We start from the raw sequence: 18,148 nt of genomic DNA, 5'->3' as shown, positions 1-18,148 counted from the left end.
GTCATTCGCTCCAGTGGATGTCCACGGGCAGTTCGGCATCGGCGAGCACGCGACCGATCGGGTATTTCGACGACGGACCCTGTTTGATCGCGTCCTCGATCACCTTGCGCTTGGCGTCGCCGGTGACGGCGATCAGGAGCGCCTTGGCCGAGACGATCGCGGCGCGGCTGAGCGTGATGCGCGCGACCGGAGCCTCGGGCGGCAGCGGATCGGGCATCACGCCCAGCGCGCGACGCTCGTTCGGGCCGGCGATCGCTTCCTCGAAATCGGCGCCGGGGAAGATCGATGCGGTGTGGCCGTCAGCCCCCACGCCGAGCAGGCACAGGTCCAACGGCCAGTGCAGGTCCTGCATCAGCGCATCGGCCGAACGCCCGGCCGCCTTGTAGTCGGCCGCCTTGTCGCTGACGATCGGCATCACCCGCGCCCCCTTGGGCAGGAAGGTCTTGGCGATCATCGTCACGTTCGACAGCGGATCGCCGAGCGGCACGATGCGCTCGTCGGTCGGGATGATCGTGACCCGCTTCCAGTCCAGTTTCGTCTCGGCGAGCTTGGCGTAGATCGGGATCGGCGTCTTGCCGCCCGACAGCGCGATCACCGCACCGCCGCGCGCATCGATTGCGCTTTCGATGATGAAGGCGATATCGCCGGCGACCGCCGCGGCCATCTCCTCGGCGTCCTCGTAATCCCACCATTCGATTTCATGTTCGTCGCTCATGATAACTCCAAATTATAAACTCGTTCGCTTCGAGCGAAGTCGAGAAGCTTGCGTGCTGGACCGAGTCTCTACTGCGCTCGATACGAACGGAGCAAAAGCGGTCAGGTGCCGTTCAATCGTCCTGCCAGGTCACGCCGTCGCGCTCGGTCAGCGCGATCGCCGCCGACGGGCCCCAGGTGCCCGAACCGTAGCTCTTCGGCTTCACGCCATTGGCGTCCCAGCCGGCGCGGATCGCGTCGGTCCATTCCCATTGCGCCTCGACCTCGTCGCGGCGCACGAACAGCGTGGGATCGCCTTCGATCAGGTCGAGCAGCAACCGCTCATAGGCAATGCGGCGCCGCGCGCCGGCGAACGCCGCGTCCATGCTGAGGTTCAGCGGCACTTCGCGCAGGCGGATGCCGTCGCGGTCGAGGCCCGGCTCCTTGGCCATCACCAGCAGCTGGACATATTCCTCCGGCTGCAGGCGGATGATCAGCACGTTGGGCTGGAGCAGCCCGCCACGCCCGGCGAACATCGAATGCGGCACCGGCTTGAACTGGATCGCGATCTCGCTGCGGCGGACGGGCAGGCGCTTGCCGGTGCGGATGTAGAACGGCACGCCCTGCCAGCGCCAGTTGTCGACGTGTGCCTTGATCGCCACGAACGTCTCGGTGTTCGACGGCTTGCCCAGTTCGTCGCTGTAGCTCTTGACGATCTCGCCCGCGACCGCGCCCTCGCCATATTGGCCGGTGACGGTGAGGTGTGGCACCTCCTCCGGCGTCATCTTGCGCAGCGAGCGGATCACCTTGGCCTTCTCGTCGCGCACCGCCGTGCCGTCGAAGCGGGCAGGGGGCTCCATCGCGATCAGCGCCAGCAGCTGGAGCATGTGGTTCGTGACCATGTCGCGCAGCGCGCCGGCGGTCTCGTAATAGCCCGCGCGATCCTCCAGCCCGACCGTCTCGGCGATCGTGATCTGCACGTTGTCGATCCCGCGCGCGTTCCACACCGGCTCGAAGAAGCTGTTGCCGAAGCGCAAGGCAAGGATGTTCTGCACCGTCTCCTTGCCGAGATAATGGTCGATGCGGAACGTCCGCTCCTCGGGAAAGGCGCTGGCGACGGTGTCGTTGATCTCGCGGCTGCTCGCCAGATCGTAGCCGAGCGGCTTTTCGAGCCCGATGCGCACCGTCGGCCCGGCCAGGCCGGCGGATTCGAGGCCCTTGATCACCGGTTCGAACAAGGACGGCGCGGTGGACAGGAAGATCGCCAGACCACCGGCGACATCGCCGACCTTGGCCGACAGATCCTTGTAATGCGCCATGTCGGTCGCATCGAGCGCCTGATAGCCGAGCCGCTCGAGGAACGACTTGACCGCCTTCTCGTCCTTGCGATCCGCGGGCAGGAACTCGTCAAGCGCGGCCTTGGCGAATTTGCGATAGCTCGCATCGTCATGCTCGGAGCGTGCGGTGCCGGTAATCGTCAGGCCATCGGGCAGCAATCCGTCGGCATGCAGGCCGTAGAGCGACGGCAACAGCATGCGTTGCGCCAGATCGCCGGTTGCACCGAACAGAAGCAGCTTCGCCACCGGATTGCGCGTCATGTCGACCTCATTCTTGTGTGCCGGTGCCGTAGCGGTGGCATGGGGCGGGGACAATTGGAATACGTGTGCGGTGGAGCGAAATTTAACCCTTCCCCGACATCCATCCGGCCGAACCGAGGACGGCTTAAAGGATCAAGCCCGCCACCGGGTCCAGCCCGGCCATCACATTGAGATTCTGCACCGCCGCGCCGCCCGCGCCCTTGCCGAGATTGTCGAGCGTCGCGATCAGCAGCGCCTGGCCGGTATCGGGATTGCCGCACACGCGGAGGGTCAGGCGATCCGTGCCGGCGTCGTTCTCGATCGCGACCATCGCCGCATCGCCCTCGGCGACCGTGATCAACGGGCAATCGCGATAGGCCTCGCCGAGCACCGCCTCGCAGACGTGGAGGGTCGGGCGGCGGGGAAAGGCGTGGAGGGGCAGGGGGACCTGAACGACCATGCCGCGATAGGTATCGACCACCGCCGGAGTGAAGATCGGCGGATGCTCGACCCGGGCGTGCTTCTGCATTTCCGGCACGTGCTTGTGCGCGAGGCCGAGGGCATAGGCGCGGAAGGCGGGCGGCGTCGCGCTGCCTTCGAACTCCGCGATCATCGCCTTGCCGCCACCGGAATAGCCGGAGACGGCGTTGACCGTCAGCGGCCAATCGACCGGTACCAACCCGGCGCGGACCAATGGGCGGACGAGCGCCAGGAACCCGGTCGGGTAGCAGCCCGGATTGCTCACCCGCTTCGCCTCGGCGATCGCGGCCTGCTGTCCCGGTTCGAGTTCGGGGAAACCATAGGTCCAGCCGTCGCCGACACGGTGGGCGGTCGACGCGTCGATCACACGGGTGCGGTCGTTGGCGATCAGCGATACCGCCTCGCGCGCGGCGTCGTCGGGCAGGCACAGGATGACGAAATCGGCATCGTTCAACGCCTCCGCCCGCGCCGTGGCGTTCTTGCGCTTGTCCTCGGGCAATTGGATCAACGCGATGTCGCGGCGGCCGGCCAGCCGGTCGCCGATCTCGAGACCGGTCGTGCCGACGGCACCGTCGATGAACACGTTGACGGTCATTTCGCCGTCCCGGCGATGGCCGAAGCCTGGATGTAACCGACCAGCCCGCTTGCGCAGGCGATGCCCCAGGCGTTGTTGCCTGCCAGTTCGAACACTTCGAAATCCTCAGCGTTGGCGAGTTCGGCCATTATAGGCGAATTCGCGTCCGCCCCTTCCCGCAGTGGGACAGCCCGACCGAGCTTGACCGCCATGGGCGCAGCGTAATGTGGAGCAAACACACGATCGGCGAGACGCACGTCGGCAAGATCGCCGCGCACGGCGTGGGTTCGTGGGTCGAGCGTGACGGAGCGGCCCGAGAGCGCGAAGCTCCTACGCGGCGTTTCGACGTACGGCGGGTTGCTCGGCCTCGCCGAGGAAATGCCCGAACTCTTCAAGAAACTCTGCCCCTTCAGTGGTGCGCGCGACGAAGATGTTTCGCTTGTCCGTATCGTCGCGCTGCCGGCGCAGATAGCCGAGAGCACCCAACCTGTTCAAGGCGCGCGTCACGACCGGTTTCGAGACGTTGAGCGCCCGGGCCAAACCGCGCACCGTGTGCGGGCCGGGTTTGAGATAGACGACGAGCAACAGCGCCATCTGGCGGTTGGTCAGATCGGGTTCGCCAGAGCGGACGTAATCGACCAGCGCCTTCATCCAGGTCGCGAGCGTCGATCCGAGGGTCTGTTCGAGGATTGTTGCCACGATCTCCGTCCAATTTTGCTTGATGCACGGGGGCTTGCATCGCGGTTCATAACGATCCGATGACGATAGGGTTTCAGTGCGGACGCGGAATGTTAATTTTGTTACGATGCAACTGCTTCGGTCCGGCCGGCCGTCTGCCCGGTTGATCGGAGCGGCGCGCTCCCCTATGTGGCCGCTTTCGCAAACCATAGATCGCCCGCACAACCATGTTCACTTTCCTGCTCGTCGTTCACGCCATCATCGCCGCCGTTCTGGTCGGCGTGATTCTGATGCAGAAGTCGGAAGGCGGCGGCCTCGGTACCGGCGGCAGCCCGGGCGGCCTGATGTCGGCGCGCGGCGCGGCGGATTTCCTGACCCGCTCGACCGCGGTGCTGGCCACCGCATTCGTCGGCATGTCGATCCTGCTCGCGGTGCTGGCGTCGAGCGGCCAGACGGTGAAGGTCGATACCTCGCTCGCAACCAAGCCCGGCGCTCCGGCGGCTCCGGCCGCGGCACCTGCTCCGGTCGATGCCGGCAGCGCGGCGGCGATCGCGGCGAACCAGATGGCACCGGCGGCGGCACCCACCGGCAACAGCGCGGTGCCGCTCGCGCAGTAAGCGCCGACGCCGCTTCGATTCGTTTTATTCTCAGGTAACCGGAGTCGCGCGCTTGCCGCGCGGCACCGATAGACGTTAGGCGTTTTCTCCCATGGCGCGGTTCATCTTCATCACCGGCGGCGTGGTCTCCTCGCTCGGCAAGGGTCTCATGGCGGCAAGCCTCGCGGCGCTCTTGCAGGCACGCGGCTACACCGTGCGCATCCGCAAGTTCGATCCGTATCTGAACGTCGATCCGGGCACGATGTCGCCATACCAGCACGGCGAGGTCTACGTCACCGACGACGGGGCGGAGACCGATCTCGATCTCGGCCATTACGAACGCTTTACCGGCGTTCCCTCGCGCCAGTCGGACAACATCACCTCGGGCCGCATCTACAGCCAGATCATCGCGCGGGAGCGGCGCGGCGATTATCTGGGTGCCACGGTGCAGGTCGTGCCGCACGTCACCGACGCGATCAAGGAGTTCGCCCAGGCGCAGAGCGACGACGTCGATTTCGTGCTGTGCGAGATCGGCGGGACGGTCGGCGATATCGAATCGCTGCCGTTCATCGAGGCGATCCGGCAACTCCGCAACGATCTGGGGCGCGGCAATTCGGTCAGCATCCATGTGACGCTGGTGCCGTACATCGCGGCGGCCGGCGAGCTGAAGACCAAGCCGACCCAGCATTCGGTGCGCGAACTCGCGGCGCTCGGCGTACAGCCCGACGTGCTGGTGTGCCGCTGCGAACATCCGTTGCCGGAAAGCGACCGGGCCAAGATCGCCCTGTTCTGCAACGTCCCCAAGGAAGCCGTGATCCCGGCGCTGGATGCCAGGAGCATCTATGCGGTGCCGGTGCAATATCATCAGGAGGGCCTGGACGACGCGGTGCTGAACGCGTTCGGCATCCTGCCGGGCCGCTCGCCCGATCTGTCGCGCTGGACCGACATCATGGACCGCCTGACCAATCCCGAGGGCGAAGTGACCGTCGGCGTGGTCGGCAAATATGTCGGGCTGCAGGATGCCTACAAGTCGCTGAACGAGGCGCTGGTGCACGGCGGCATCGCCAACCGCGTGAAAGTCAATATCGAGTGGATCGACGCCGAGCTGTTCGAATCCGCCGATAACGACATCGCCGCCCGGCTCGAGCCGCTGCACGCGATCCTCGTGCCCGGCGCCTTCGGGTCGCGCGGCGCGGAGGGCAAGATCGCCAGCGTGCGCTTCGCCCGCGAACGTGAGATACCCTATTTCGGGATCTGTTTCGGGATGCAGATGGCGTGCATCGAAGGCGCGCGCGATCTCGCCGCCATCGCCGACGCCAGTTCGACCGAATTCGGCCCGACCGAGGAACCGGTGGTCGGCATGATCACCGAATGGATGACCGCCGAGGGCGTCGAGAAGCGCGAGGCGGGCGGCGACCTGGGCGGCACGATGCGGCTGGGGGCCTATGCCGCGAAGCTCGACGGCAACAGCGTCGTGTCCTCGATCTACGGCGATACCGACATCTCCGAACGCCACCGCCACCGCTACGAGGTCAATACCGCCTACCGGCAGGCGCTGGAGAAGGGCGGGCTGGTGTTCAGCGGCATGTCGCCCGACGGCATGCTGCCCGAGATCGTCGAACGGCCGGATCATCCGTGGTTCGTCGGCGTGCAGTTCCATCCGGAGTTGAAGAGCAAGCCGTTCGACCCGCATCCCCTGTTCGCGAGCTTCATCGCCGCGGCGGTGAAGCAGAGCCGGCTGGTCTAGGCGCACGATAAAGGCGCCCGGAACGATCCGGGCGCCCCATTTCAAACGACGTTGAGCGCGTTACGCGGCCTTGGCCTCGTCGGCGTCTTCGACTGCGATCAGCGGTGCGCCGGTCTTGATCGGCACCGTCTTCGGCTTCATCGCCTCCGGCACCTCGCGGACCAGATCGATCACGAGTAGGCCGTCGTTGAGCCGTGCATCGTCGACCCGCACGAAATCCGCGAGTTCGAAACGGCGTTCGAAACCGCGATTGGCGATGCCGAGGTGCAGGAAGGTGCCGGCATTGTCCTTCTCGTCCTTCTTGCCCTTCACCTGCAGCAGGTTCTGCTGCGCGACGATCTCGATCTCGTCGCGGGCGAAGCCGGCCACGGCGAGGGTGATGCGATAGCGGTCGCCATCGATCCGCTCGAGATTGAACGGCGGATAATTGTCCGGGCTGGCCTGACGGGTGCTGGTTTCCAGCATGTCGAACAGCCGGTCGAACCCGACGGTCGAGCGGCGGAACGGGGTCAAATCGAACTGACGCATGTTTAATCCTCCAAAAGAGCAATCAACGGTGTGAAAGGGCGCCCGCCACGGCGCGACGCCCAGCTTTCGCGGCCCCGAAGGCGCCGCGCGGCAGCGATCTGGGAAGCACCTTTTTCGGCTTCAAGAGGCGGGTGAACGAAATTTACGCGCTGAAAGCTCAGCTTCACGGCGGGCAAGCGACCGCATGTTGTTATCCTATTAAAACGATGGACAATAGGCCGCATAATCTGCGGGGGAACCACACATGTCCACGACACTGTCGCTACTGTTGGCGTTGCAAGCCGCATCGGGAACCACCGCGCCCGAGCCCGAACAGCTGGCGGCCCCCGCCGGGCAGGCCGCGAGCGAGGCGCAGCCGGACGCGGCGTCGGCAGCCCCCGGCGACATCGTCGTCACCGCGCGTCGCCGCGTCGAGCGCGTGCAGGAAGTGCCGATCGCGATGTCCGTGATCGGCGGGGCGGAGATCGAAAAGACCGGCGCGTTCAACGTCAATCGGCTGCAGCAGCAACAGCCCTCGCTGCAATTCTATTCGAGCAATCCACGCAATTCGGCGATCAACATCCGTGGCCTGGGCGCGCCGTTCGGCCTGACCAACGACGGGATCGAACAGGGCGTCGGCTTCTATGTCGATGGCGTCTATATCGGCCGCGTCGGCGCATCGACGTTCGATTTCGTCGATGTCGCGCAGGTCGAGGTGCTGCGCGGGCCGCAGGGCACGCTCTACGGCAAGAACACCACCGCCGGCGCGCTGAATATCACCACGCGGCCGCCGAGCTTCTCGCCCGAGGCCAAGGCCGAGCTGAGCGTCGGCAATTACAATTTCGTGCAGGCCAAGGCATCCGTATCCGGGCCGATCACGGACAACGTCGCGATCCGGTTGTCTACCTCCGCCACGACGCGCAAGGGCACGATCTACAATGTCCGCACCGACGAATATCTGCATCGCCAGCGCAATTTCGGCGTGCGCGGGCAGCTGTTGTGGAAGGCGACGGATACGCTCGACCTGACGCTGTTCGGGGATTTCAACGTGCAGAGCCCGGATTGCTGCGTGCAATATTACGCCCGCGTCGGGACCACGCAGCGCGCCGCGAACCGCCAATACAACGCGCTGGCCGCCGCCTTCGGCTATACCCCGCCGAGCACCAATCCCTTCGATCGGGTCACCGACCTCGACGCTAGCATCAATTCGCGCCAGGAAATCGGCGGTGCGTCGCTGGTCGCGAACCTCGATCTCGGCGCGGCGACGCTGACGTCGGTGAGCTCATGGCGCTATTGGGACTGGCAGCCGCAGAACGACCGGGACTTTATCGGCCTGCCGATCACCACGGTGTCGCAGAACCCCTCGCAGCAGAAACAGGTGTCGCAGGAACTCCGCCTGGCGTCGGATGGCAAGAATACGCTCGATTACACCGTCGGCGCATTCTACTTCCATCAGACCATCAACACGCAAGGATCTCAGGTTCAGGGCTCGGCGGCGAGCCGGTATCTGCTCAATCCCGGCAACGTCCCGGTAGGATCCAGCGGCTGCGCGACGCCAACCGCCAACGCCTGCAACCCGGCGGTGCTGGACGGTCTGACTTCAACCAATACGATCAGCTTCGACAACACCAGCTTCGCGGTGTTCGGCAAGCTGAACTGGGCAGTGGCCGAGGGCTTCCATATCCAGCCCGGCCTGCGGCTCAACTACGACAAAAAGAGCGGATCCTACGTCTCGGTGGTCCGCACCGGCAGCGGCAGCACCACGCTGAACGCCGATCAGGCCGCCACGCTGGCACCGCAAAGCTATGCGCCGGAATTCAGCGCGTGGAACGTATCGGGCGACATCACCGCATCGTATGATTTCACCCGCGATGTCCACGGCTATGCGACCTACGCGAAGAGCTTCAAGTCGGGCGGCATCAATCTGTCGGGTCTGCCGCTCAACGCCGCCGGCACCGCGGTCGATCTCACCACCCAAACGGTAAAGCCGGAAAAGGTCGATGCCTATGAAATCGGGCTCAAGACCCAGTTTCTCGATCGTCGCGCGACGCTGAACCTCGCGGCCTTCTGGACCGAGATCGCCGATTATCAGGCGACGGTGAATAACGGCCAGCTCACGGTGATCCGCGGCTATCTCGCCAATGCCGGCAAGGTTCGCTCGCGCGGTTTCGAATTCGATTCGAGCTTTCGCCCGAGCAAACGGCTCAACCTGTATTTCAACGGTGCCTATACCGATGCCACCTACCAGCGCTTCACCAACGCGCCGTGCCCGCCCGAACTGTCCGGCGGCACGGTGACGACCGGCACGCCCGGGCCGGCTGGCGTGGCCGGCGGCCTCAGCCCGGTCGTGTGCGACATTTCCGGTCAACGCCTGCCGGGTATTTCGAAATGGTCGCTGTCGGCGGGAGGCGAATACAATATTCCGGTCGGCGGATCCGGGGGCGAAGTCTATCTCGGCTATGACGGTAATTACCGCTCGCGCTTCTCGTCCAACCCGTCGCCATCGGCCTATACGTGGATCGAGGGTTATTCGCTGTCGAACTTCCGCGCCGGGTATCGCAAGGACGATTTCAACGTGTTCGGGTGGGTCCGCAACGCCTTCAACCAGAATTACTTCGAGTTGTTGTCGACCCAGTCGGGCAGCACCGGGCTGATCGTGGGTCAGCCGGGTGATCCGCGGACGTACGGGCTTACGGTGAGCAAGTCTTTCTAAGTTACCGGTATGACCTCCAACCGTCATCCCGGCGTAGGCCGGGATCCAACGTGCCGCACTGGCTGTTCTCGATTGTCGAAGCGCAGCGTTTTCCGCTCGTTGGATCCCGGCCTGCGCCGGGATGACGGATAGGGCTATGGAAAGGACAACGGCAAAGCCGTCGTCGGCCGGGCGGGCTTGAAGGCCGCCCGCCGGCCGTTTTGGGCGATCCGCGCTCTCGCGCGGACCGGCGCGACGCGGTCGCGCCTTCGCCCAAAAGCAAACGCCCGGGCCGTTTCCGACCCGGGCGTCCTGCGTGACGATCGCTCGTCAGCCCCCTTTGTCCCGCTCCCGTGCCACACCCTAAGGCGGCGATGAAAGCATTCCCCGAACCACGGCCGTTGCCTGTGTCTCAGTGATTGTGTTGCTAGGCAGGATGGCGCGATTTGTCACCGGCAATGTGGTCAATGCGGTTGGATTGCGGCCACCCTGTGGCGATTCCGCAACAGGGTGTTTCTGTTGCCAGCGCGGGGCCGCCGCCCTAGAGCGAGCGCCATGATCCTCTCCCGTTACGAACGCATGATCGCCCGGCGCTATCTGCTGCCCGGCAAGGGCGAGGCGTTCATCTTCCTCGTCGCCTCGATCAGCCTGGTCGCCGTGATGCTCGGGGTCGCCGCTCTGGTGATCGTCATGAGCGTGATGAACGGCTTTCGCGCGGAACTGTTCGACAAGATCGTCGGGCTGAATGGCCATGCCGTGGTGCAGGGAATCGGCGGGCAACTGCCCGACTGGCGCGATATCGTGAAGACGGCGCGCGCCACTCCGGGGGTCACCTCCGCCACGCCGCTGATCGAGCAGCCGCTGATGACGAGCTATAACGGCCGGGTCGAGGCGGTGCTGGTGCGCGGCATGCGCGTGGCCGATATCCGTGCCAACAAGACGATCAACGGCAAGGTCGTGCTGGGCTCGCTCAACGTGCTGACTGCCGGCAGCAACAAGATCGCGATCGGTTCGCGGCTGGCCGATGCGCTGGGCGCGACGGTTGGCAGCGAGATCTCGCTGATCAGCCCGCAGGGGCAGACGACTCCGTTCGGCACCGTGCCGCGCATCGTGTCCTATACGGTCGGCGCGATCTTCGAGATCGGCGTGTACGATTACGACAAGGCGTACATCATCATGCCGATGGAGGACGCGCAGACCTTGCTGCTGATGGGCGACAGCGTTGGCATGGTCGAGGTGCAGACCGAGGATGCCGACCGCGTCGGCGCGATCCTGGCTCCCTTGCAGGAAAAGGTCGGTCGTCGCGCGGTGATCGCCGACTGGCGGCAGATGAATGCGCAATTGTTCGAGGCGCTGGCGGTGGAGCGCGTGGCTATGTTCACCGTGCTGTCGATCATCATCCTGGTCGCGGTGTTCAACATCCTCTCCTCGCTGATCATGCTGGTCCGCGCCAAGACCCGCGACATTGCGATCCTGCGCACGATGGGCGCGACGCGCGGCGGGCTGATGCGCATCTTCATGGTCGTCGGCACGACGATCGGCGCGCTGGGCGTGCTGGCCGGATTGCTGCTCGGCTTCATCTTCCTGTTCTACCGCCAGGGCGTGGTGAACTTCGTGCAGTTCGTGACGGGGCAGAATCTGTGGGATCCCTCGATCCGCTATCTGACGGAACTGCCGTCCAAGACCGATCCGGTCGAGATCGTGGTGATCGCGCTGATGGCCCTGGTATTCAGCTTTCTCGCGACGCTCTACCCCGCGTACAAGGCGGCGAGCACCGATCCGGTTCAGGTTTTGCGGTATGAATGATTTTCGGCTCTCAAACCCCGTCCGTCCTGAGCTTGTCGAAGGACTGTCCTTCTTCTCGACCGGCGACAAGAAGGGCAGTGCTTCGACAAGCTCAGCACAGACGGGAGATGGGCATGACTGACATCCTCCACGTCACCGGCCTGACGCGCAGCTTCTCGCAGGGCGGCGTCACGATCGACGTCCTGCGCGGCGTCGACCTGACCGTTGGCCAGGGCGAGATCGTCGCGTTGCTCGGGCCGTCCGGTTCGGGCAAGTCGACCATGCTGCAGGCGGTCGGCCTGCTCGAAGGCGGGTTCGCCGGGTCGATCATGATCGCGGGCGAGGAAGCGGCGAAGCTCGACGCGCACGGACGCACTCTGGTGCGGCGCGACCAGCTCGGGTTCGTCTATCAATTCCATCACCTCTTGCCCGACTTCAACGCGACCGAGAATGTCGTGCTGCCGCAACTCGTCCGTGGCGCCACCCGCGCCGTGGCCGACGAGCGCGCCGTCAGCCTGCTCACCGCGCTGGGCCTGGGCCACCGCCTGACGCACCGCCCGAGCCAGCTGTCGGGCGGCGAGCAACAGCGCGTCGCCGTCGCCCGCGCACTCGCCAATCGCCCGGCTCTGGTGCTGGCGGACGAACCGACCGGCAATCTCGACGAAGCCACCGCCGACGTCGTGCTGACCGAATTCCTCCGCCTCGTGCGCGGTGAAGGGTCGGCGGCGTTGGTCGCTACGCACAACGAGCGCCTCGCCGCCAAGATGGACCGCGTCGTGCGGCTGCACGAAGGCCGTCTGGCCTGATCGGAAGGAGTTTCTGCCATGACCGCGATCACCGACCTGACCGTCAAGGCCGCCGACGGCACGCCCGCCGACCTCTCGACTTATGCCGGCAAGGTGCTGCTCGTCGTCAACACCGCCTCGAAATGCGGCTTCACCCCGCAATATGAGGGGCTGGAGGCGCTGCACCGCGATTACGCCGGCAAGGGGTTCGAGGTGCTGGGTTTCCCCTGCAATCAGTTCGGCGCGCAGGAACCGGGCGACGCGGCGGAGATCGCGAATTTCTGCGCGCTGACCTACGACGTGACCTTCCCGGTCTTCGCCAAGGTCGACGTCAACGGCGCGAACGCCGATCCGCTGTTCGTGGAACTCAAGAAGCAGGCACCCGGCTTCCTGGGCACCGAGGGGATCAAGTGGAACTTCACGAAGTTCCTCGTCGGCAAGGACGGGCAGGTGGTAGAACGCTACGCGCCGACGACCAAGCCCGAGGACATTCGCAAGGATATCGAAAAGCTTCTCTAGCTGAGCCACGAACCGTCATCCAGCGCCACAAACCGTCATCCCAGCCAAGGCTGGGATCTCAAGTGACTCCTGTCGCGCCTTCGCCGCATGAGAACCCAGCCTTCGCTGGGATGACGAGGTGAGAGTTGAGGACGCCGCGCTAATTTGGATGACGAGGGGAAGGCGAAACGCGCCGAACCCAGCTTCCCGAATCATGCCGCAGCCCCCATAGTCCGGCGATGCCGCATTCCGCCTTCGTGCCCCTCCGTATCTTCTCGTCCTACACGATGCTCGACGGCGCGATCGAGCCGAAGGCGATCGCGAAGCGCGCGCAGGAACTCGGCTTCCCCGCCGCCGCGCTGACCGATCGCAACGGGCTCTACGCCGCGATGGCCTATTCGGACGGGTGCAAGGGCGCGGGCGTGCAGCCGATCATCGGCACGATGCTCGGCCTGGCCCGGCCCGACATGCCCGAAGGGATGGAGGCCCCGCTCGACTGGATCGCGCTCTATGCGCAGGACGAGACGGGCTACGACAATCTCTGCGCGCTGGTCAGCCACGCGCATCTCGGCCGCCCGGTCGAACAATCGCCGCATGTCGATTTCGCGATGCTGGCGAAGCACACGGACGGGCTGATCGCGCTCACCGCCGGGCGCGAGGGCGGGCTGACGCGGCTGCTCGCCGACGGCCAGACCGACCGTGCCGAACGGTATGCCGACCGGCTCGAGGCGCTGTTCCCCAACCGCCTCTACATCGAAGTCACCCGCCGGCTGGACGAAGTGGAGGGCAAGGCGGAGGCGCCGCTGCTCGACCTGGCGTATGCGCGCGGCCTGCCGCTCGTCGCCACCAATCCCTGCTGCTTCGCCGACGAGGATTTCAGCGAGGCGCACGACGCCATGCTGTGCATCGCCAATTCCACCTATATCGCCAGCGAGGATCGCCCGCGTTCCTCGCCCGACGCGTGGATGAAGCCGGCCAAGGACATGCGCGCGCTGTTCGCCGATCTGCCCGAGGCGATCGCCAACACGCTCGTGGTCGCGCAACGCTGCGCCGTCTCCGCGCCGTACCGCAAGCCGATCCTGCCCAGTCTCGCCGGCGATCGGGATGCCGAGTCCGCCGCCTTGCGCGCCGACGCGCATGCCGGGCTGACGGAGCGATTGCGGAAGGGGCTCGCACCCGACACCACGGAAGAAGACTATCGCAAGCGGCTCGATTTCGAACTCGACGTCATCGTCTCGATGGGCTTTCCCGGCTACTTCCTGATCGTCGCCGATTTCATCAAATGGGCCAAGGATCACGATATCCCGGTCGGCCCGGGCCGCGGTTCGGGCGCGGGCTCGGTCGTCGCCTGGGCGCTGACGATCACCGATCTCGATCCGATGAAGCTCGGCCTGCTGTTCGAACGCTTCCTGAACCCGGAGCGCGTGTCGATGCCGGATTTCGACATCGACTTCTGCGAAACCCGGCGCGAGGAGGTGATCCGCTACGTCCAGCGCAAATACGGCTCGGATCACGTCGCGCAGATCATCACCTTCGGTCGCCTGAAGGCGCGCGCGGTGCTGAAGGACACCGGCCGCGTGCTGCAGATGAGCTATGGCCAGATCGATCGCCTCGCCAAGCTGATCCCGAACCACCCGACCGATCCCTGGACGCTGGATCGCACGCTGAACGGCGTCGGCGAGTTCCACAACGAATACAAGGCCGATAGCAACGTCCGGCACCTGATCGATCTGGCGATGAAGCTGGAGGGCCTCCCGCGCCATAGTTCGACGCATGCCGCCGGCGTGGTGATCGGCGATCGGCCGCTGGCGCAGCTCGTGCCGCTGTACCGCGATCCGCGCTCCGACATGCCGGTCACGCAGTTCGACATGAAATATGTCGAGGGCGCGGGCCTCGTGAAGTTCGACTTCCTCGGGCTGAAGACGCTGTCGGTCCTGAAGAAGGCGATTCAGCTGCTCGCCAGGCGCGGCATAACGCTCGATCTCGACAGCCTCGAATGGACCGACGAGGCGACATTCAAGCTGATCCAGAGCGGCAATACGGTCGGCGTGTTCCAGATCGAGTCCGAGGGCATGCGCCGTACGCTCACCGCCGTGCGGCCGACCGTGTTCGAGGACATCATCGCGCTCAACGCGCTGTATCGTCCGGGGCCGATGGACAATATCCCGATGTTCGGCCGCCGCAAGAACGGTGACGAGCCGATCGAATATCCGCACCCGCTGCTGGAAGGCATCCTGAAGGAGACCTACGGGATCTTCGTCTATCAGGAACAGGTGATGCAGGCCGCGCAGATCCTCGCCGGCTATTCGCTCGGCGGCGCCGATCTGCTGCGCCGCGCGATGGGCAAGAAGATCAAGGCCGAGATGGACGCCCAGCGCCAGACCTTCGTCGAGGGCTGCGCGACCGCGCACGGCATCGGCGCTGCCAAGGCCAACGAACTGTTCGACTTGATCGACAAGTTCGCCGGATACGGCTTCAACAAGAGCCACTCGGCGGCGTATGCGTTGCTGACGTATCAGACGGCGTATCTGAAGGCGCACCATCCGCACGAATTCTTCGCGGCCTCCATGTGCTACGATCTGCATCTGACGGATAAGCTGGCGATCTTCGCCGACGACATGCGCCGCATGGGCGTGGCGTGCCTGCCGCCGTGCGTGAACGCGAGCGAGGCGGAATTCGGTGTCGAGGAAACCGAAGACGGCCTGGTCGTCCGCTACGCGCTCGCCGCACTGAAGGGCGTGGGCGAGGGCGCGATGGAAAAGCTGGTGATCGAGCGCGGGCAGAATGGCCCGTTCGCCAGTATCGACGATTTCGCCCACCGCGTCGATCCGCGCCTGCTCAACAAACGCCAGCTGGAAGGGCTGGCCGGGGCCGGTGCGTTCGACGGCATGAACAAGAACCGCGCCGGCATCTTCGCCGTCGCCGAAACCCTGCTCGCCACCGCCGCGCGCACGCAGGAGGCGAAGATCAGCGGGCAGGGCGGTCTGTTCGGCGAGGGCCAGGCGTCCGAGCCGGCGATCAAGCTGCCGCTCGCCGCGCGCTGGACGCTGGCGCAGCGCATGGAGCAGGAAAAGGAGGCGTTCGGCTTCTATTTCTCCGCGCACCCGGTCGATCGCCACGCCCATCTCGCCAAGGCGCACGGCGTCCGCCGCTACGCCGCCTTGGCCGAACTCCAGATTCCCGACGACGGCAGCCGTGCCGGGGCGACGATGGCGGCGCTGGTGGAGGATGCACGCTGGCGCACCTCGGCGCGCGGCAAGCGCTATATGATGGCGACGCTGTCGGATCCGTCCGGCCAGTTCGTCGCGACCTGTTTCGATGACAATGTCGCCGCCGACCTTGAGGAAGCCGCAAGGGTCGGGGGCTGCGGCATCATCACGGTCGAACTCGATCGCCGGCCGGGCGAGGATACGCCGCGCGTCTCGATCAAGCGGATCCAGCCGTTCGAACAGCTCGCCGCCACCGCGCGGTTCAACCTGGTCGCCGATGTCGGCTCGCCCGCCGCGATCCGGCAATTGGGCGAGATTCTGTCCGAACATCGCGGCGCGCGGGGCGAAGTGTGGGTCAATGCCGCGCTTCCGGACGGCGGCTCAGCCCGAATCCTGCTGGGCCGCGATTTCCTGCTCGACGGGGAACTGGCGGGGCGGATCGAACTGCTCGACGACATCGACAGGGTGGAGTTGAAGACCTCGGAGACCCGGCTCGCATTGGTCGGCTGACCGCCGAACGGAACGATTTCGTTACATTGTGAGGATTGCCCCCCGCATTCGTATCATTATGCTGCGCGCCGACAGCCGCGCGGTGCAAGACGACGCAGGCGGGAGAGGAACGACGATGCTCGGTGGAATGCAGGATTTCGAATTGCGCGTGCCGCGGCTGCTGGATCATGCCGCGCGCGAACATGCCAAACGCGAGATAATCACCCGCTGGGCCGACGGACGCGAGACCCGCAGCGACTGGGCCGGCATCGCGCACGATTCCAGGCGACTGGCGCAGGCGCTCGAACGGCTCGGCCTGAAGCCGGGCGATCGCGTCGCCACGCTGGCGATGAACCATGGCAGCCACCTCGTCGCCTGGTACGGCACGATCGGCATGGGGGGCGTCGTCCACACGATCAATCCACGCCTGTTCGACGAGCAACTCGTCTACATCGCCAACCACGCCGAAGATCGTGTGCTGATCTATGACAAGCTCTTCCAGCCGATCGTCGATCGGCTCAAGCCGCTGTGGACCAGCATCGAGCATTATATCTGTTTCGATCGCGACGGCGCGGATGGTTTCGACGCGCTGCTGGATGCCGAGGATGGGCAATACGCCTGGTTCGAGGGCGGTGAGCGCGAGCCGTGCATGCTGTGTTATACCAGCGGCACGACCGGCAATCCCAAGGGGGTGCTCTACACCCACCGATCGACGCTGCTGCATGCGATGCACGCCGGCTCGCCATCGGTGATGACGCTGAGTTCGCGCACCGCGATCCTGCCGATCGTGCCGCTGTTCCATGCCGCCGCCTGGGGCCTGTGCTTCGCCGCGCCGCTCGCCGGATCGAAGATGGTGTTCAGTCAGGTCAACAATGCCGACGCCTTGTGCGGGCTGATGAATCGCGAGAAGGTCACGCTGGCGAGCGGCGTGCCGACCGTTTGGCTGGCGCTGTTCCAGCATATCGACGCGACCGGCGAACTGCCCGAGACGGTCGAACAGATCACCGTCGGCGGATCGGCCGCGCCGCGTGCGATGATCGCCCGGTTCCTCGATATGGGCATTCAGGTCATCCACCTTTGGGGCATGACCGAAACCTCCCCGGTCGCCACCGCCGCCAGCCCGCCGCCCGGCTGGGAGGACATGTCGCGTGACGAGCAGCTCGACATGCTGCAGAAACAGGGCAGCATTCCGTTCGGCATCGAACTGCGCGTGCTGGACGATGATAATGCCGAACAACCGCGCGACGGCGTGTCGTCGGGCCGGTTGCAGGTGCGGGGGCCTTGGGTCGTGAAACGCTATTTCGGCGCGCCCGAGGATGCCGTCGATGCGGAGGACTGGTTCGACACCGGCGACGTGGCGGTGCTGCATCCCGACGGCACGATGCAGATCACCGATCGCGCCAAGGACGTGATCAAATCCGGCGGCGAATGGATCAGCTCGGTCGATCTCGAGAATGCGGCGGTCGGCTGTGCCGGGGTCGCCGAGGCGGCCGCGATCGGCATCTACCATCCGAAATGGGACGAGCGCCCGATCCTGCTGGTGGTCAAGAAGCCGGGCAGCGAGGTGACGCCGGCCGAGATCAACGCGCATCTTGAGAACCATGTCGCGAAATGGTGGCTGCCGGACGAGATCCTGTTCGTGGACGACCTGCCCCACACCGCGACCGGCAAGCTGCTGAAGACGGAATTGCGCGCGCGGTTCAAGGATTATCGGCTCGCGGCTTGAGGGGGAGTAGTCCCACGACCCATGGTGCCGAGCCGCCAAACCAATCCGTTCGTCCTGAGCCTGTCGAAAGACGTGTTCCACGCAAGTGAGCGTGTTTGGGGCACGTGCTTCG

General features: G+C 65.3%; 14 protein-coding genes. 8 read left to right on the top strand and 6 right to left on the bottom strand.

Annotation, left to right across the window (positions count from 1 at the left end; translation table 11 throughout):
* Nucleotide 1: 1 nt before the first annotated feature.
* From pgl to ASG11_RS12215, 5 genes are all read right to left on the bottom strand, one after another.
* The gene (gene pgl, locus ASG11_RS12235) at nucleotides 2-715 is read right to left on the bottom strand and encodes a 6-phosphogluconolactonase (protein ID WP_055779562.1); all 714 of its coding nucleotides are present in this window, start codon (nucleotides 713-715) and stop codon (nucleotides 2-4) included.
* A gap of 112 nt (nucleotides 716-827) precedes the next feature.
* Nucleotides 828-2,291: a glucose-6-phosphate dehydrogenase gene (gene zwf, locus ASG11_RS12230; protein ID WP_055779559.1), complete on the bottom strand. Its 1,464-nt coding sequence runs from the start codon at nucleotides 2,289-2,291 to the stop codon at nucleotides 828-830.
* Between the two features lie 124 nt (nucleotides 2,292-2,415).
* Nucleotides 2,416-3,345 (bottom strand): N-acetyl-gamma-glutamyl-phosphate reductase, encoded by a 930-nt coding sequence (gene argC / locus ASG11_RS12225; protein WP_055779556.1) that lies wholly within the window; start codon nucleotides 3,343-3,345, stop codon nucleotides 2,416-2,418.
* A complete protein-coding gene (locus ASG11_RS19375) occupies nucleotides 3,342-3,473 on the bottom strand; it encodes a hypothetical protein (RefSeq protein ID WP_269083388.1) in 132 nt (43 codons plus the stop codon). The genes argC and ASG11_RS19375 overlap by 4 nt, the downstream gene beginning before the upstream one ends.
* A gap of 181 nt (nucleotides 3,474-3,654) precedes the next feature.
* Nucleotides 3,655-3,975: a MarR family transcriptional regulator gene (locus ASG11_RS12215; protein WP_055780817.1), complete on the bottom strand. Its 321-nt coding sequence runs from the start codon at nucleotides 3,973-3,975 to the stop codon at nucleotides 3,655-3,657.
* A gap of 254 nt (nucleotides 3,976-4,229) precedes the next feature.
* Here ASG11_RS12215 and secG point away from each other — a divergent pair, with 254 nt between their 5' ends.
* Nucleotides 4,230-4,619, top strand: a complete 390-nt coding sequence (secG, locus tag ASG11_RS12210; protein ID WP_055779551.1) for a preprotein translocase subunit SecG — start codon at nucleotides 4,230-4,232, stop codon at nucleotides 4,617-4,619.
* A gap of 91 nt (nucleotides 4,620-4,710) precedes the next feature.
* Nucleotides 4,711-6,345 (top strand): CTP synthase, encoded by a 1,635-nt coding sequence (locus tag ASG11_RS12205; protein ID WP_055779547.1) that lies wholly within the window; start codon nucleotides 4,711-4,713, stop codon nucleotides 6,343-6,345.
* 60 nt (nucleotides 6,346-6,405) lie between these two features.
* Here the strand turns inward: ASG11_RS12205 and ASG11_RS12200 are convergent, their stop codons facing one another.
* Nucleotides 6,406-6,873 carry an Hsp20 family protein gene (locus tag ASG11_RS12200; RefSeq protein ID WP_055779544.1) on the bottom strand — a complete coding sequence of 156 codons (468 nt, stop codon included), beginning with the start codon at nucleotides 6,871-6,873 and terminating at the stop codon, nucleotides 6,406-6,408.
* 244 nt (nucleotides 6,874-7,117) lie between these two features.
* Between ASG11_RS12200 and ASG11_RS12195 the strand changes: the two genes are divergently transcribed.
* The 6 genes from ASG11_RS12195 to ASG11_RS12170 all read left to right on the top strand — a co-directional run bounded on the left by ASG11_RS12195 (nucleotide 7,118) and on the right by ASG11_RS12170 (nucleotide 18,036).
* Entirely contained in the window at nucleotides 7,118-9,565 is a 2,448-nt protein-coding gene (locus tag ASG11_RS12195; RefSeq protein ID WP_055779541.1) for a TonB-dependent receptor, read from the top strand.
* A gap of 534 nt (nucleotides 9,566-10,099) precedes the next feature.
* The gene (locus tag ASG11_RS12190) at nucleotides 10,100-11,350 is read left to right on the top strand and encodes a lipoprotein-releasing ABC transporter permease subunit (RefSeq protein WP_055779538.1); all 1,251 of its coding nucleotides are present in this window, start codon (nucleotides 10,100-10,102) and stop codon (nucleotides 11,348-11,350) included.
* A 113-nt stretch (nucleotides 11,351-11,463) separates the two neighbouring features.
* The gene (locus ASG11_RS12185; RefSeq protein ID WP_055780814.1) at nucleotides 11,464-12,135 is read left to right on the top strand and encodes an ABC transporter ATP-binding protein; all 672 of its coding nucleotides are present in this window, start codon (nucleotides 11,464-11,466) and stop codon (nucleotides 12,133-12,135) included.
* An 18-nt stretch (nucleotides 12,136-12,153) separates the two neighbouring features.
* Nucleotides 12,154-12,633 carry a glutathione peroxidase gene (locus ASG11_RS12180; protein ID WP_055779534.1) on the top strand — a complete coding sequence of 160 codons (480 nt, stop codon included), beginning with the start codon at nucleotides 12,154-12,156 and terminating at the stop codon, nucleotides 12,631-12,633.
* 218 nt (nucleotides 12,634-12,851) lie between these two features.
* Nucleotides 12,852-16,331, top strand: a complete 3,480-nt coding sequence (dnaE, locus tag ASG11_RS12175) for a DNA polymerase III subunit alpha (RefSeq protein ID WP_055779531.1) — start codon at nucleotides 12,852-12,854, stop codon at nucleotides 16,329-16,331.
* A gap of 115 nt (nucleotides 16,332-16,446) precedes the next feature.
* Nucleotides 16,447-18,036, top strand: a complete 1,590-nt coding sequence (locus ASG11_RS12170) for a long-chain fatty acid--CoA ligase (protein ID WP_055780810.1) — start codon at nucleotides 16,447-16,449, stop codon at nucleotides 18,034-18,036.
* Nucleotides 18,037-18,148: the final 112 nt, after the last annotated feature.

It is taken from the genome of Sphingomonas sp. Leaf357, from assembly GCF_001423845.1.
Classification (GTDB): domain Bacteria; phylum Pseudomonadota; class Alphaproteobacteria; order Sphingomonadales; family Sphingomonadaceae; genus Sphingomonas.
Note: the sequence above shows the minus strand (reverse complement) of the source record. Positions and strands in the feature narration are given on the sequence as shown.